The organism is Kitasatospora sp. NPDC097691 (assembly GCF_040302665.1).
Taxonomy (GTDB): domain Bacteria; phylum Actinomycetota; class Actinomycetes; order Streptomycetales; family Streptomycetaceae; genus Kitasatospora.
In genome coordinates, this window is sequence record NZ_JBEORY010000027.1 from 1 (window position 1) to 13,559 (window position 13,559).

General features: G+C 66.7%; 12 protein-coding genes. 3 read left to right on the forward strand and 9 right to left on the reverse strand.

Translation table 11 applies throughout. The annotated features are described in order from the left end of the window. Positions 1-391: 391 nt before the first annotated feature. The 7 genes from ABTY56_RS20180 to ABTY56_RS20210 all read right to left on the reverse strand — a co-directional run bounded on the left by ABTY56_RS20180 (position 392) and on the right by ABTY56_RS20210 (position 10,427). Entirely contained in the window at positions 392-3,997 is a 3,606-nt protein-coding gene (locus ABTY56_RS20180) for a DUF7779 domain-containing protein (protein WP_350630298.1), read from the reverse strand. Between the two features lie 189 nt (positions 3,998-4,186). Continuing rightward, positions 4,187-4,516, reverse strand: a complete 330-nt coding sequence (locus tag ABTY56_RS20185) for a trypco2 family protein (protein WP_350630299.1) — start codon at positions 4,514-4,516, stop codon at positions 4,187-4,189. A 413-nt stretch (positions 4,517-4,929) separates the two neighbouring features. Then, on the reverse strand, positions 4,930-6,477 hold the full coding sequence (locus tag ABTY56_RS20190) for a hypothetical protein (protein ID WP_350630300.1): 1,548 nt from the start codon (positions 6,475-6,477) through the stop codon (positions 4,930-4,932). 35 nt (positions 6,478-6,512) lie between these two features. After that, positions 6,513-7,664, reverse strand: a complete 1,152-nt coding sequence (locus tag ABTY56_RS20195) for a tyrosine-type recombinase/integrase (protein ID WP_350630382.1) — start codon at positions 7,662-7,664, stop codon at positions 6,513-6,515. A gap of 328 nt (positions 7,665-7,992) precedes the next feature. Beyond that, the gene (locus ABTY56_RS20200; RefSeq protein ID WP_350630301.1) at positions 7,993-9,291 is read right to left on the reverse strand and encodes an MFS transporter; all 1,299 of its coding nucleotides are present in this window, start codon (positions 9,289-9,291) and stop codon (positions 7,993-7,995) included. Positions 9,292-9,572: 281 nt separating this feature from the next. Beyond that, on the reverse strand, positions 9,573-9,770 hold the full coding sequence (locus ABTY56_RS20205) for a hypothetical protein (protein ID WP_350630302.1): 198 nt from the start codon (positions 9,768-9,770) through the stop codon (positions 9,573-9,575). Positions 9,771-10,106: 336 nt separating this feature from the next. Next, entirely contained in the window at positions 10,107-10,427 is a 321-nt protein-coding gene (locus ABTY56_RS20210) for a hypothetical protein (RefSeq protein WP_350630303.1), read from the reverse strand. Between ABTY56_RS20210 and ABTY56_RS20215 the strand changes: the two genes are divergently transcribed. After that, the gene (locus ABTY56_RS20215) at positions 10,405-10,704 is read left to right on the forward strand and encodes a hypothetical protein (RefSeq protein ID WP_350630304.1); all 300 of its coding nucleotides are present in this window, start codon (positions 10,405-10,407) and stop codon (positions 10,702-10,704) included. The two genes, ABTY56_RS20210 and ABTY56_RS20215, sit on opposite strands and share 23 nt — an antisense overlap. Before the next feature lie 115 nt (positions 10,705-10,819). Here ABTY56_RS20215 and ABTY56_RS20220 read toward each other — a convergent pair whose 3' ends face one another. After that, positions 10,820-11,137, reverse strand: a complete 318-nt coding sequence (locus ABTY56_RS20220; protein WP_350630305.1) for a MazG-like family protein — start codon at positions 11,135-11,137, stop codon at positions 10,820-10,822. 225 nt (positions 11,138-11,362) lie between these two features. Between ABTY56_RS20220 and ABTY56_RS20225 the strand changes: the two genes are divergently transcribed. Together ABTY56_RS20225 and ABTY56_RS20230 are read left to right on the forward strand one after the other, a co-directional pair. Then, positions 11,363-12,094, forward strand: coding sequence for a DUF7873 family protein (locus tag ABTY56_RS20225; protein ID WP_350630306.1), 732 nt, complete (start codon positions 11,363-11,365; stop codon positions 12,092-12,094). Positions 12,095-12,533: 439 nt separating this feature from the next. Continuing rightward, positions 12,534-12,722 (forward strand): hypothetical protein, encoded by a 189-nt coding sequence (locus ABTY56_RS20230; RefSeq protein WP_350630307.1) that lies wholly within the window; start codon positions 12,534-12,536, stop codon positions 12,720-12,722. A 98-nt stretch (positions 12,723-12,820) separates the two neighbouring features. On the opposite strand, the gene ABTY56_RS20235 is transcribed toward ABTY56_RS20230, so the two are convergent. Further along, entirely contained in the window at positions 12,821-13,441 is a 621-nt protein-coding gene (locus ABTY56_RS20235) for an L-threonylcarbamoyladenylate synthase (RefSeq protein ID WP_350630308.1), read from the reverse strand. Between the last annotated feature and the right edge of the window lie 118 nt (positions 13,442-13,559).

Consider the following 13,559-nt stretch of genomic DNA (forward strand, 5'->3'; position numbering starts at 1 on the left):
GGGAAGGTCACCCCGTTCAACTGGAGCTTCGATGTGTTCGTGACGGTCCGATCCGGACACCTGCATCGCCGTGACCTGCGAACTCACGAGCTCGCCGGGACTTTGAAACGCCCCTGGGCGGCTTGGCAACCCGATTCATCCAGCACCGAATGGTCCGAACCGAGTACACGGCCTCCGCCGAAACTTCAAAGGAATGGGCGGGATCGCACTACAGGCCGCAGTGACGCCCCCGAAACAGGAACGACGCGCCCGTCAGCGAGCGTCCTCTCGTGCTTGACTGCCGATGTCCGACGGGGATCGGCGTGGTTCGTTCACGGCCGTATGGTCGGTGACCGGCCGGAAGTCGTCGGTATCGATATCAGAAACACCAACAAGCCCAGCATGCCGCCGCCTATCCATTGAGGCCATTTATCGCGGTTTCGCATTCCGTGACCAATTGATGATCTGGCCCATAGTATTCCGTGAATATTGCGGCAGCATGCAGCAGCAGCGACCTCGCCCGCCCCCGATTAATATCGCGCACCACTGCTGCCAATTCAGCGGCACGTGTCGCCCAGCGGGGGCACTCCCGACCAAAGCAGGTAGAAGCTATATCGAGAGATTCCTCCAACAGGGAAATCGCCCCGATTGGGCCAACGAACTCGTTGGCGCTCGCCGCGTACTGGCCAGCATTGAAAAGGTACATCGACACGCCGGGAGAGATTCGGCCATGCACCCTCTCTTCAAGTGCGACTGCCGTAAGCTCGAGGTTCCTGGCCCTCTTGAAGTCTCGATCAAGTTCAGCCATTATTTCGCCAGCACGACTGAGGAGGGTCGGGACGGTGCAGGACGAGAGGATGGAGTGGTCGCTATCGTATCCCGCATCTGATGTCAGCAATGCAACTGCCGTTTCAGCGAGGATAAGTGACTCCGGCTGCGCCGCCGCCGAAGCTACCTCCACATACGCACGCGCAAGTTCATCTTTGGGGATGCTTGCTTCTCCACGATCCACCATCGATCGCGCTTGCCCTAGAGTTGAAACGGCCACATCCCAGTTCGTTTCAGCGAGCTGGCTCGCCTCTCTCGCGATACTATAAAATATAAGATCTGAATGCACCCTGCTTGGATTCGAGGATGACTTCTGAGCAGCCTGAAGCTCCCTAGTAGCCCGTTCGGCTTGAGCAACTCTAATTCTGAGATCTGGCCGGCTTTTAAATGACCGCAAGTCGTATAGCCAATCGACCCCTACCGGCAAATCCTTGCCCTTGGACGCGCTCTCCAGCATCGCGACCATTTCGTCTGGGTTCGGCTTTTGCCTCAGAGGCCCCATTTCGCGCCGATTCAACTCGCTTACTATATGTGTAATAGCGATTGACTCAATTTGGTGATCGCACTCGTCGGCCTCGACCGAACGACCCAGGGCTTCATATGCGGTACGCAAAGGAAGCAGTTCGTAGTAAGTGCCTATCAAATCACTCTCGATCGATCCTCTTCGGCTTCTGCGGCGGGCCCGCTCGCGTTTCGCTTCGGCGTACTGCAGATATCCGCGCCAGTCTCGCTGCTCCCAGAGGCAAGAGGAGTAAATGCGGTGCAGTGTTTCCTCGAAGGTTGCTCGCTTGACCGGGTCCTCTGAATCATCATTGAGGCGACAAAGGAGAGGAGTCACTGTCTGTCGAGCGGCGGCGATTCGCCCAAATTTCGAAAGCGCATATCCCGCGCTCACCCTCCCCCACCAAGCAGAGCCGTCCGCCTCTGCCAGAGCGATCGCGCCGCAATACTCGGCAACCGCCTCATCTGCCCGACGCAGATGCCCAACAATCCCGGCGCGGAGTGCTCGAGCGGATGCGAGGTTAAGGCGAGCACTCTCGTCTCGTTGCAGCGCCGATATCGCTGAATCAGCGAGAACTTCGGCCTCGAGCAGGTCCGCCTCCGGGAAGTCGAATTCAACCCACCAATGGAATTGCCCAGCCAATGTGCGGGCCAGCTCCAACTCCAGGGCCGCAACAGTCAGTGGATCCTGCGATCCACTCTTCCGCTGTATGGCCAAGGCCCGGCGGATCGCAGCAGTATCCCGCTGACTGTGATCCATGCGACCATGCTTTTCAGCGTTATGGACACGGAGAAGTGCGGCAACGAGGTCATCTTCGGAGAATTCCGAGTTGCGTTCTACAATCTCGAGCGCCGCCCGCGCCGCCCACACCGAAGTGCCATCCAGGCCAGCGTCGATCTGTGATCCATAAGAAAGTCGGTTGAGGATCGCAACAGTTTCGCGTGGATGGAACGTCTCGGCAGTTTCCAGGAACTGCTTTAGTTGATTTGCGGCCCGCCATTGGAAATTATGCCGCGATATCCAATCGCCGCCTTGAATATAGTTCTTTACTGTATGTAGGGCAAGTCTGGAAATATCTTCCAGATCTTCAGCGCAGGTTTGTCGTATGATTTCCTGCACAACCCTGTGCATGGCGTAAGCCCTTGAATCACCCTCAATCTCCCGAACTAGGGAGAAGCGCTTCAGTGCTGCGAGTGCAGCACTGCGATCAAGTGGATCGGCGAGAGGATCCCCTTCGGGAATTCTCTGCAGCAGCGTGTCTTCCACGCCATCGGGATCCATCAATGCCAGGAGCGTTAGAAGTCGCTGTGCGGCGCTGGCGGCGGCGACAGCGGCGTCGCGCGCCAGAAGAACGACATCAAGTGCGGGTCGCTCATATCCGGGGAGGGACACTTTGGCCCCAATGGCGTCAATGAATCGTGCCTTAAGCAGTTCTTCATATTGCGAGAGCGATATCCCTGAACGAATCTGCGCTGCCGCTTGCGCCACGAACAAAGGGAGACGGCCAAACGAGTTAGCAACTCTTCGCGCGATTTCCCTATCGCGCCCCGATGATTTAGACAAGAGCGTCGTAGCCGCATCCTCGCCAAGCGGCTGGAGATCGGTGACTGATGCCCAGGTTGGCCAGTCCTGGCATTGGGTCGTAATGAGGACCACTCCGAAACCGCGTGTGGGCAACACCCCATGAAGGGATTCAGGCGACTCGACGTTATCGTATATCAGCATCCAATTGACTGACGAGTCGAGGGCTGAGAGCTCTGACAACACGTCCATGCTCGTCGAGTCTGCCCCTAGCCCCATCGTTTTCCCCAGCGCACGAAGAGACGCTTCGATCGTCAGGCGCTGATCTGCCTCAACCCACCAGATAATATGAAATCGGCTCGCAACTGCATGGGCCACGTGGGCGGCCAGTTGGGTTTTGCCGATGCCTCCGAGTCCAGATATGGCTTGGGTGACTACCGCTCGAACCCCAGGAATGAGGGACGCCGATAGCAATGACAATTCTTCATCACGGCCAATGAAGTCTGGATCTACTGGAAACGGTACCCTCCATATCTTGCGCGGCTTGTGGCGGCCCAAGTGGAGAGCCACTTCAACTCGCGGTAGCTCCTCTGCGGTAGCAAGTCCCAGAGCAGAAGCCACAGACATTTCGGGGCCGTCGGCTCTGGCAGACACCGCTGCGAGACGCTCAATCGGCATGATCCGAACTGCTGCCCCACCCTGCCGCGGATGGTGCTCGATGACGACCCCGAGAGCAATGCCATTATGAAAAACCAGCGCACCCGATAGTCCTCCCCATGGCGAGTTCATTGCTCGGTCGTCAGAATCACCATCGGGAATACTGACGTCGGCAAGCAGTGAATCTCTCATCACTAGGAGACCCGACTCCATATCCTCCGTTACTCGGATCGTGCCGTGTAGCTCAGCGGCATTTCGCTGCTCATCGTGCGGATCCATTTGCCACAATGGAAACCCCACAGCTTCGCAGTCGTGTAGCTCTGCGGCGTGATCACGGCCTACGCGCCCAAATGTGGGGGGTTCCAGCGCCTTCGTCCACTCGGCTCCTTGAGTAACAGTGAGGACCGCCACATCCAATTCTGCGGAGATTCTTCTGGCAGTTGCTCGCGCACCGTCAGAGCGCCGGATCACGCTTAGTGAATTGGGGGGCCGGCCGGTCTTCTTGTCCAATGTGCAATGCAAAGCTGTGAGAACTAGGTGCTCTGTGACCATATAGCCGGATCCGACCTGAACCAGCCCGGTATCGAGTTCGCAGACGACTGCGACTACCCGATCAGACGGGATTCCATTCCAAGTATCGGCCGTCATCTATATCACCCACACTCAGGGCCTACGCGAGTCCCTAGGAGCATGATGCAACTATTCGGTGCTTGGCCCCACCCGAGGCGGCTCTGGCACTTGGTCGGCAATCGCGAAGTCACTCGTGTAAGAGCCGCTACTTGTCTGCCATACCGGCTCCAGCCGGAGCGTCAGCGTCTGCGTCGTCGCGGAGTTATATTTGCCGCCCAAGCCAAGCACGTACCATCCGATCTTTCCACTGGCCTCTTTAGAGATTGTCACCCGCATCGACAGTTCAATTGGCGCCAGCCGGAATCGCATCCTGGTGCTGTTGCCCTCCTGCATCGCGTACAACAACTCTTCCCGCAGAGCCGCGACCGCGTCCGCTAATCCCACTGCTGTCTCTGCCATGCTCACATCTATACCAGGCATCTTCACCAGCCGCCTTGCCACAGCATCGTGGGCCCACGGTCAGAGCTACGGTGCTCAGCCGGCATCCGAGGCGGCCGGGGCTGCGCGAGCGGCACTGTCGCATCACACTGGTACGACCCGATGGCGGCGATACCGGGCGCATGGAGGGCTTCGCCCGCGACGTTCTGCAGATCGCCCTGGGCGTGGTCAAACGCTGCGTTGGCGTGGTCAGGTTCGCCGCGCTTCCCAAAAGGTGGCTGATGGAGCGCTCGCCCGCGACTACCGCACCGACAACTCGAACCTGGTGATCTGGTGGTCGATGAGTATGGTCGTGAGCCGTCGGCTCGATCGGCAGGCACGCTGAACAGTGCGGGCAGAGGGGGGCTCGCCCTGAACCCTGGATCAGGCCCGGCTCAGTTGTCACCGGACGGCTGATGCCCGTGGCCGAGCAGCCGGGTGTTCTCCACCATGAGGCGTTGAACAACGTTGCGCAGTGCCATCAGTTCCATGTCCGCGCGTCGCACTGCGGCCAGGGCCTGGTCCCGTTCTCCGCGCAGAGCCTCGACCTCGGCGTCCCGGCTCGGTGTCGACGTGAGGTCGCCCAGTACATCGGCAGCGAGGTCGCGTACGCGGATGGCGCGGAGCTCGGCTCTCGCTGCTTCAAGGTCCCGGCGCAATGCCGTGTTCTGTTCGAGCAGCATGCGGTTCTCCACCGCCAGCCCCGCGTCCTGGCGAGCCGCTGCGGCGGCCGCGGCACGAGGCCGGTCGCCGGCGAGGTGCGCGCGGACGGCTTCCGCCTCGGCCTTGAGGTCCCGGTGCCGTTGCAAATACTGGGGATTGACCTCGGCACGCCGGGTGATTTCTGCGTCGGAGACAGGCTTGCGGGTCTTGCGCATACCGGCGATGACGTCCAGCACGCGCTGTCGGCACGCTTCGCTGTCCGCACGGCGCCGAGCCGCGGCGGCCTGCCGGCCCGCGTCCAAGGCGGCCACACGCTCGGGGGCCAGGCCCTTCGATACCTGCCACTGCGGGCTGCGGCCGCCGGTCACCCCCCCCTCCCCGGTCAGCAGGATCGGGTCGACGGTAGGCTGGGCCAGCTGCTGGCGGCCTGCCAGGACGGCGGCGACGGGGATCACGGTAAGGAACCGGTCCCGGCTGTGGAGCCACGCCTCGACCGTGGCCTTGTCCTCCTCGGTCAGCGAGCCGAGGTCGGTCTCGCACTTGCTGATGAGCTCGTCGATCTGGACGAGCTCCTGGCGTAGAAGCTCCATGTTCGCCCGGCTCAGCGGCCCCGGCACGAGCAGACTTCCGTAGGCGGCCTCCAAGCGGACGAGCTGCTCGGCTTTGGTGTCGCGCAGCTGGCGAAGTTCGGGGAGCTGGGTGAAGTCGGTGGTGAAGAACTTGCAGGAGAAGCACCGGTAGTACACCGGGCAGCCGACCGCCGGAGCCGTCAGCGCCCACCGGGTCAGGTCGGGCCTGCCCGCATCGGCCCACTGCCGCTGGTGCGGCAAGCACAAACGCCTGCCCTTCTGCACTGCCCAGCGCGAGCACACCCGTACCACGCACTCGCCCAGGCCCGGACGCGGAGCCGGGCCGGTGGCCAGGTACTCCTCCACCGATAGTCCCGTCGCCTTGCGGGCACTGGCGCAGCTCTTGCACAGCCCGCTCGCTTCCGCCGGCCGCGTGCAGCCGACCGCGCACCGCTTCTCGCCGTACACCCGGCGGGCGGGAGGCGCGGGAGCGGCGGCGCACCAGGACGCGACGTCGCCGGGCGCGCCGGCCTTCCGCCACGCCGTGCAGCACTGCCAGCACAGCCAGGGGTGCTTGTCCGCGGGGCGGTCGCAGGCGGGGTGGGCGCATGCGCGCAGGGTGTGCCAGTCGGCGCCGAGCGGGAAGTGCAGTTCAAGGGTCGCGCGATCCAGTCCGTGGTCGACCAGGTACGGCCAGTCCGGCTCGGGCACCGGAGCACTGGGGAGCGGGTTGGAGGCCGGTGAGGTCATGACGGTCCGAAGAACTGGTCGGAGACGGCGTTGGCGGCGATTACGGTCTTCGCGTCGCCGACGGTGCGGTAGACGTCCTGGCTGGCGACGTCGCTGTGGCCGAGCAGGCGCTGGAGGACGTCTCGCGCGATGTCGAGGTCAGCGGCCGTCTCGCCGAAGGTATGCCGGAGCATGTGCGGGTGGAGGTGCCGCAGGCCGGCCTGGACGGAGAGGTCGGCCAGCAGGTCCTGGACCCGCCGGGCGCTGAGTGCTTCGCCGCCTGGATCGCCGGTAGGGCCGGGGAAGGTGACGAAGGCCCACGGGCTGTCGGCCGCTCGCCGGATGCCGATCCGCTCCCGCAGCCAGTCGGCGTAGAGCATCTCCACCGGGTTGGGCACCGGCAGGATGACGGTGCCGCGGTTCTTGTTGGCCGCGCCCTTCGGATGCCCGCCCCGCTTGCGCAGGTGCAGGTGCGGACCCTGGGCGTAGGGGCACCCCGGCACCGTTCGGCCCGCCGGGACGAAGTGGATGTCTTCGCGCCTGAGCGACACCAGCTGCCCCACCCGCAGTGCGCAGCAGGCCGTGATCGCCACCATGCACCGGTCCCGCGCTGTCTCTGCCGCCTGCAGGACACTGGTGAACTCCTCGTGCGTCGCTGCCGGCCGCCGCGCCGTGGCGTGACTGGGCCGCGGGTCGACGCGGATGCGCGGCCTGACTACGACGGTCCCGCCGCCGCCCTGAGCAGGGACGGTTGTGAACAGCGCGTCGACGGCCGCGGCATCGACGCGTCCGAGGTCGGCCAGGTGCAGGTAGAACCCGTGGATCGCGGCCAGAGCCGGCGCAAGTGTCGACTCCTCCGGTCGCCTTCCGTACCCGCGGCCACTGGTCGCCCGGGGTGTGGTCCGCAGGTGCATCACGTACGTCGACAGCCGCAAAGCCGCTTCGCTCCTGGAGAGTCCGCGCTCGTCACACCAGACGTGAAGCCGCTTCAGGTGGCCGGCGTAGGTCTTGGTCGTCGACTCCTCGCGTGCCCGGCCGAATCGCAGGTGACGAAGATGGTCGTCGATATCGCCGACCACGGCCAGGGTTGGCCCAGCCAGGACCGTCCAGTAGGCGAGCTCATCGCTCACCGGGACGCGCACGATCTCCGCGTGCATCGGCGCCAGCATGACCACACCGGAACAGTACGTGCACTGCCGGGGCAGACTCCTGGAAGAGGGAATCTCAGGACATCCAGCACCACAACATGGTAGGAGCCCCAATCTCGTACATATTCGGCGCGCTGTCCCGCTATGAGCCAGTCGGTCAACCTACCGTCAGCATGGTCGACTCACTGAGCGTTCCATCGGCGAGCGGTACGAGTGAGTCAACGCGTTGAGCGAGTGCGCAGAACCCGTCATACCGGGAAACCTCCCCACGGCGCACCTTCCGCACACCGCCGTCGAGACGGCCTGTCCGTGGCGGATCCTGAGGCGAGCCGGGAACCCGGCGGGTCGGTCACGAGCCGGCGCGGTCGGCGGTGCGGGCTTCGCCGGGCGTGGGTGTCCGGGCCGGGTCGTTGCGGCGGCGGTAGCGGCGGTCGGTCGCGGTGCAGGCGGCGAGGACGAGGGCGGCTGCCGCGGCCGCGGAGGTGACGGCGAAGGGGGCGCCGGGGGTGAAGTGGTCGGCCGCCCACCCGGCGAGGAAGGTGCCCGCCGATTGCGCCAGGATCAGGGCGCTGACCAGGGCCGCCATGGCCTCGCCGAGCCGGGTGGCGGGCACCGTGCGCTCGACCAGGCCGAAGATGGTGATGATCTGCGGCGCGACGGCGACGCCGAGGAGGCCGATGGCCGCGGTGAGCGTCGCGAGGCTGCCGTTCGCGAGCCCGCCGTTCGCGAGGCCGCCGCTTGCGAGGCCGCCGTTCGTGAGGCCGCCGTTCGTGAGGAGCAGGACGCAGGAGGCGGCGAAGAGCAGTGCCGCGCCCGCCCGGAGTCGGGCCGGCAGGCCCTGGCGAGCGGGCATCGAGGCGATGACGACGCCCGCGAGGGAGCTGGTGCAGCCCAGGAAGCCGTACACCAACCCGGCGGCGCCCGGTCGGCCGAGCGCCTCGGTGGTCGCGGTGACGCCGACCTGGACCGAGCCGAAGCAGGCGCCCAGCAGCGCCGTCCCGGCCAGGAGGAGGACGTACGGCGTGCTCAACAGCCGCCTGGCGGAGGGGTCATGGGGGTGGGACGACGCCGGGACGCCCGGTGCGGCGGTGGGGTGCAGCGCGAACAGGCCGGCGCAGATGCCGGAGAGCACGGCCGCGGTGAGCAGGCCGACGGCGGGGGAGGCGGCGCCGGCGAGCACGCCGACGAGGGCCGGTCCGGCGGTGAAGGCGACCTCGTCGACGATTCCGTCCAGTGACAGCATGGCGGAGGTCAACTCCGCGTCGCCGGTGGCCAGTCGGACCCAGCGGCTGCGCGACAGCGGGCCGACCAGCGGGACCGACAGGCCGGTCAGCGCGGCGGGCGCGATCTGCCAGCCGAGTGCGAGCTCGCGCTCGGAGGCGGCGACCAGCATGACCAGGGCCGCCGCGTTGGCCAGGGCGGCGGCCAGCCCCACCGTCCGCTGCCCACGGCGGTCCGCGAGCCGGCCGACGATCGGGCCGCCGATCGCCTGACCACCTGCCAGCGCCCCGGCGACCAGAGAACCGGACCACACGCTGCCGGTGTTCCGGCTGACCAGCAGCAGGGTGCCGATCGGGCTCATCGCGCTCGGCAGCCGCCCGAGCAGCGACCAGAGCAGCACCCGGCCGCCCGTCAGCTGCTTCGCCATGCGGAAGTTCCCGGTCACGGACACGGTGCACGCCCCTCTGCGGAGCCGGTCCGGGCGCCCGCCTCCCGTGACCGGCCCGACCAGGCGACAGCGACCTGCGGGTGACTCCCCGACGGTAGGGGCGGGCGCGGGGCACGGGTAATCGTCCGATCGTCCGGCCGACCGGGGCCGCAGGATGGGGGCGGTCGGAGGAGTCGCCAAGGGCGACGAGGAGTCACCGCGAGACGGGGCGGGAAGGGGACGGGCGGGTGACCGGGGGTCCGTGATTCCGCCGGTGCCCGTCAGCCTGCTGCGAGCGCCGCGACGACCTCGATCACGACCCACGCCAGGAACAGCGCCGGCAGCGTCGCGATGCCGACGAGCACCCGAGCGGCGCGCCTGGAGACCGGCGTACCGTGCTCCCGCAGAGCGGCGGAGCAGACCAGCGCCACCGCGATCACCGGCACCGACCAGACCACCAGGAACGAACCGTCCGGCATCCCCGCCCCCCTTTGCCGTGCCGACGTCCGGCGATCATAGTGCGGAGCCTGCCGGGGTCGGCATCCGGCGCCCAGCCGCCTCCGCCGGGGCCGTCACCCGGAGTGTCGGAGCGCAACCTGTTCGCAGTAGGCCCGGTGGTCGGATCGGTGCGCCGGGGCAGAGGCTGGTGCGGAGAAGGACCGGGCCGCTGGGTGTTCGGCCGTGAGGTGAAGGCGGACGAAGATGTCACGTTTCCTCGGAAGGCCGAGGAGCACGTCGGGCCGTGCGGGCCGTACGAGCCGTACGAGCCGTGCGAGCCGTGCGGACCGTGCGGGCCGTACGAACCGGCAGGTCGGTTACGCCGCCGTGGTGCTGGGCTGCACGGTGCTGGTGGCCGCCGGCTGCAGCTCGTCGAGTTCGACGTCCTCCAGCTCGCCGTCGCGCTCGTTCTCGCCGAACGCGAGCTCGTTCTCGGGCGAGCTCCCCTCCTCGGTCGCCTCGGCCAAGTCCTCGTTGCTGGGGTCGGCCTCGGCGGCTGCCTCCGCCGCGTCGGCCGCCGCCTCCGCGGCCATGGCCTCGCTGTCGGCGGCGGCGTCCTCGTTCGAGGCGTCGGTCTCGGCCCAGGTGGCCGCGGGCCGGGCGCAGGCGCAGGCGGTGCTGGCGAAGACCGAGGGCACGGGCAACGCCCTGTCGGACGTGACGCTCACCGGTCTGCCCAAGGCGCAGGCGGCGGGGTTCAACGCCGCGCTGGTGACGGTGGTGAACGGTACGAGCTCGACGGCGTCGTACGCGATCAAGGTGGAGTTCCTCGACGAGACCGGCAAGGTGGTGGACACCTCCTACCTGGGCGTCACGGACCTCGCCGCGGGCGCGAAGGCCACCCCGACCGCGTTCAGCCCGATCGACCGGGACAAGGCGCTGGTCGCCAGGGTCGCCCAGGCCCAGCGGTACTGACCCGATCGACGGATCCACCCCGGCCGCGGTGTGTCGGAAGGCCCCCGCAGGTCGACGAGGACGGACCCGAGACCCGTCAGGACGCCGTGCCCCTTGCCGGGGCCGGCACCTCCCCTCAACCGCCGGTGAGGTGCCGCCCGGAGAGGTACCGGAGGTGCCGGGTGAAGACGGCCTCGGGGTCGGCGCCGGTGCGGGCGATGAGGATCAGGGCGGTCACGGCCGCGTCGCAGGCCTCGGCGTGGACCTGCTCCAAGGTGTGGGAGTGGCCCTTGCGCGGGTTCATGCCGAGCACGCCGATGACGGCCTCGGCGACCTCGCCGCTCTCCTCCGCGAGCTTCAGCGCCTGTCCGAGCATCACCTGTTCGGGCGGGTAGTCCGAGAGTGAACCGATGCTTTCGGCAAGGGAGTTGATGATCATCCAGGTATCCGTCACGACGTCGGATCCTGCCTCTGTTCGATCGGCTCGTCCAACCTCGGAGGTTCCGGGCGAGCCCGGGTCGAACGGCCCGTTTTCGATTCCGAGGGGGTCGGGGGAGCGCCGCCGTCCACGCCCGGGGCAGGCCAGGCCCGGGTGGTTGGCATCCCATCCGAAGGGGTCGGATATTCGATCGAGAAATTGAGTATCACCGGTCAGTTCGAGACTGGTAGCGTCCCCGACGTGGCAAAGCTGAACCAGATCATCGCCGTTGAAAAGGGCGTCAAGTCCAAGTCCTTCCAGGAGCTGACGCAGGCCCACCAGGACCTGCAGAAGCCCGCGCTGCTGGCCGGCATCTCCCGGACGTACCAGCCCAAGGACGAGGAGGGCGAGCAGCTGCCCCCGGAATCGACCCGGGTCCAGCTGAAGGCCGAGGACATCCTGCGGTCCACCGCGCAGACCCTCACCCGGCTGTTCGACGTGACGGCCACCAAGGACTGGGCCAACATCGGGGCCTGCGCGGACGTGGTGGTGGACGGCCAGGTGCTCCTCGCCCGGGTGCCGGTGCCGTACCTGCTCTTCCTGGAGAAGCAGCTCACCGACCTGTTCACCTTCGTGAAGAAGCTCCCGGTGCTGGACGCCTCCGAGTCCTGGAACCTGGACCCGTCCACCGACTCCTGGAAGACGGAGCCGGTGCGCACCATCCGGACCAAGAAGGTGCCGCGCAACCACGTCAAGGCCGAGGCCACCGAGAAGCACCCGGCCCAGGTCGAGGTCTACTACGAGGACATCGCGGTCGGCTACTGGACCACGGTCAAGTTCTCCGGCGCGCTGCCGGCCCGCCGGGTGAACGAGCTCGCCGAGCGGGTCGAGAAGCTCCAGCAGGCGGTCAAGTTCGCCCGCGAGGAGGCCAACGCCGTCGAGGTCACCGACCAGCGGGTGGGTGACGCCGTCTTCGGCTACCTGTTCCGGTAGCCCCATGATCGCCCGCCCGGGGAGCCGGGCGGGTGCGCCGAGCGCGCTGAGGACCTCGTCCGGGGAACCGGGCGGGTGCGCTGCACGGTGCGAAAAGCTGACACTGATGTTGAAGCTGACCAGGGGTCACAGTGGGGGTTCGAATCCCTCCCCCGGCGCCACAGGCCGGGGTAGCCCAAGCGGCAGAGGCAGGCCCCGTGAATCTCAGACTCTCGCTCCAGTCTCAGCATTCGCCGCCGAACACCGGATCGACCGGGTGCGGACGAATATCGACGAATGCGGGTTCAAGTCCTGTCTGTGCCGCTCCGTGGCACGGTAGTTCAAAGGTAGAACGCGTCGATTTCAACCTGATCCGCGACCCTTAAACGTGTCGGTGTGAGCAATTGGGCGGCAAACAGGGGCCCGGGAGCAGGCTACGCTCCCGGGTCCTCTAGCTTTCGTGCCGCTTCCCGGCCCCGGTCCCGAGCTGGACGATGGGCGGGTCGTCGAGCCGGCCGAGCCCGGCGACGGCGTCCTTTTCGACTGCCGCAACTTCCACCAGGTGCAGGACTTCGAAGGCGGTCGCCGGATCACCCTCTCCCTCTTCCTGGGGTTCACCATGAACGGCGAACTGGTCGCCTGGTCCTGATGCGCGCGGCGATCACACCTCGGCCCCGTCCGGGATGCCGCCGGCCCGTCGTCCCCAGCGGCCGGTGGGGACGACGGAGCGCAGGGCGACCGCGTCGGTCACTCGAAGCGCGTCGGATCACCGGCGCCGATCCGGACGATCTCCGCCGTACCGCCGGAGAAGTCGACGACCGTCGTCGGCTCCGTCCCGCAGTCGCCGGAGTCGACCACGGCGTCCAGCACGTGGTCCAGCCGTTCCTTGATCTCCCACCCCTGGGTCATCGGCTCGTCCTCGCCGGGGAGGATCAGGGTGCTGGAGACGAGCGGCTCGCCGAGTTCGGCGAGCAGGGCCCGGGTGACGACGTGGTCGGGGATCCGGACGCCCACCGTCTTCTTCTTGGGGTGCAGCAGCCGGCGCGGCACCTCCTTGGTGGCGGGGAGGATGAAGGTGTAGTTGCCCGGAGTCGCCGCCTTGACGGCGCGGAAGACGGCGTTGTCGATCTGGACGAACTGCCCCAGCTGGGCGAAGTTCTCGCACATCAGGGTGAAGTGGTGGCGGTCGTCGAGCCGCCGGATCGTCCGGATCCGCTCGATGCCGTCGTGGTTGCCCATCTGGCAGCCCAGGGCGAAACAGGAGTCGGTCGGGTACGCGATGAGGGCCCCGGTACGGAGGCTGTCCGCCACGGTGCTGATGGTGCGGGCCTGCGGGGTCTGCGGGTGCACGTCGAAGTACTTCGCCATCCGCCGACCCTACGGGATCCGCCCGGCCGTGGCACCGTATCCGACACCGGTGCGGTGTCCGGCGGCCGGGCCGGGCTGTGTCATCGCGTACGACCGGCTCGGGAAGCCCCGGGATCCG

What these genes read in the sequence shown, in the direction of transcription:
- ABTY56_RS20185 (WP_350630299.1), bottom strand. Translation starts at nt 4,516, where the DNA reads ATGGCAGAGACAGCAGTGGGATTAGCGGACGCGGTCGCGGCTCTGCGG.
- ABTY56_RS20195 (WP_350630382.1), bottom strand. Translation starts at nt 7,664, where the DNA reads ATGCTGGCGCCGATGCACGCGGAGATCGTGCGCGTCCCGGTGAGCGAT.
- ABTY56_RS20200 (WP_350630301.1), bottom strand. Translation starts at nt 9,291, where the DNA reads ATGGCGAAGCAGCTGACGGGCGGCCGGGTGCTGCTCTGGTCGCTGCTC.
- ABTY56_RS20205 (WP_350630302.1), bottom strand. Translation starts at nt 9,770, where the DNA reads ATGCCGGACGGTTCGTTCCTGGTGGTCTGGTCGGTGCCGGTGATCGCG.
- ABTY56_RS20235 (WP_350630308.1), bottom strand. Translation starts at nt 13,441, where the DNA reads ATGGCGAAGTACTTCGACGTGCACCCGCAGACCCCGCAGGCCCGCACC.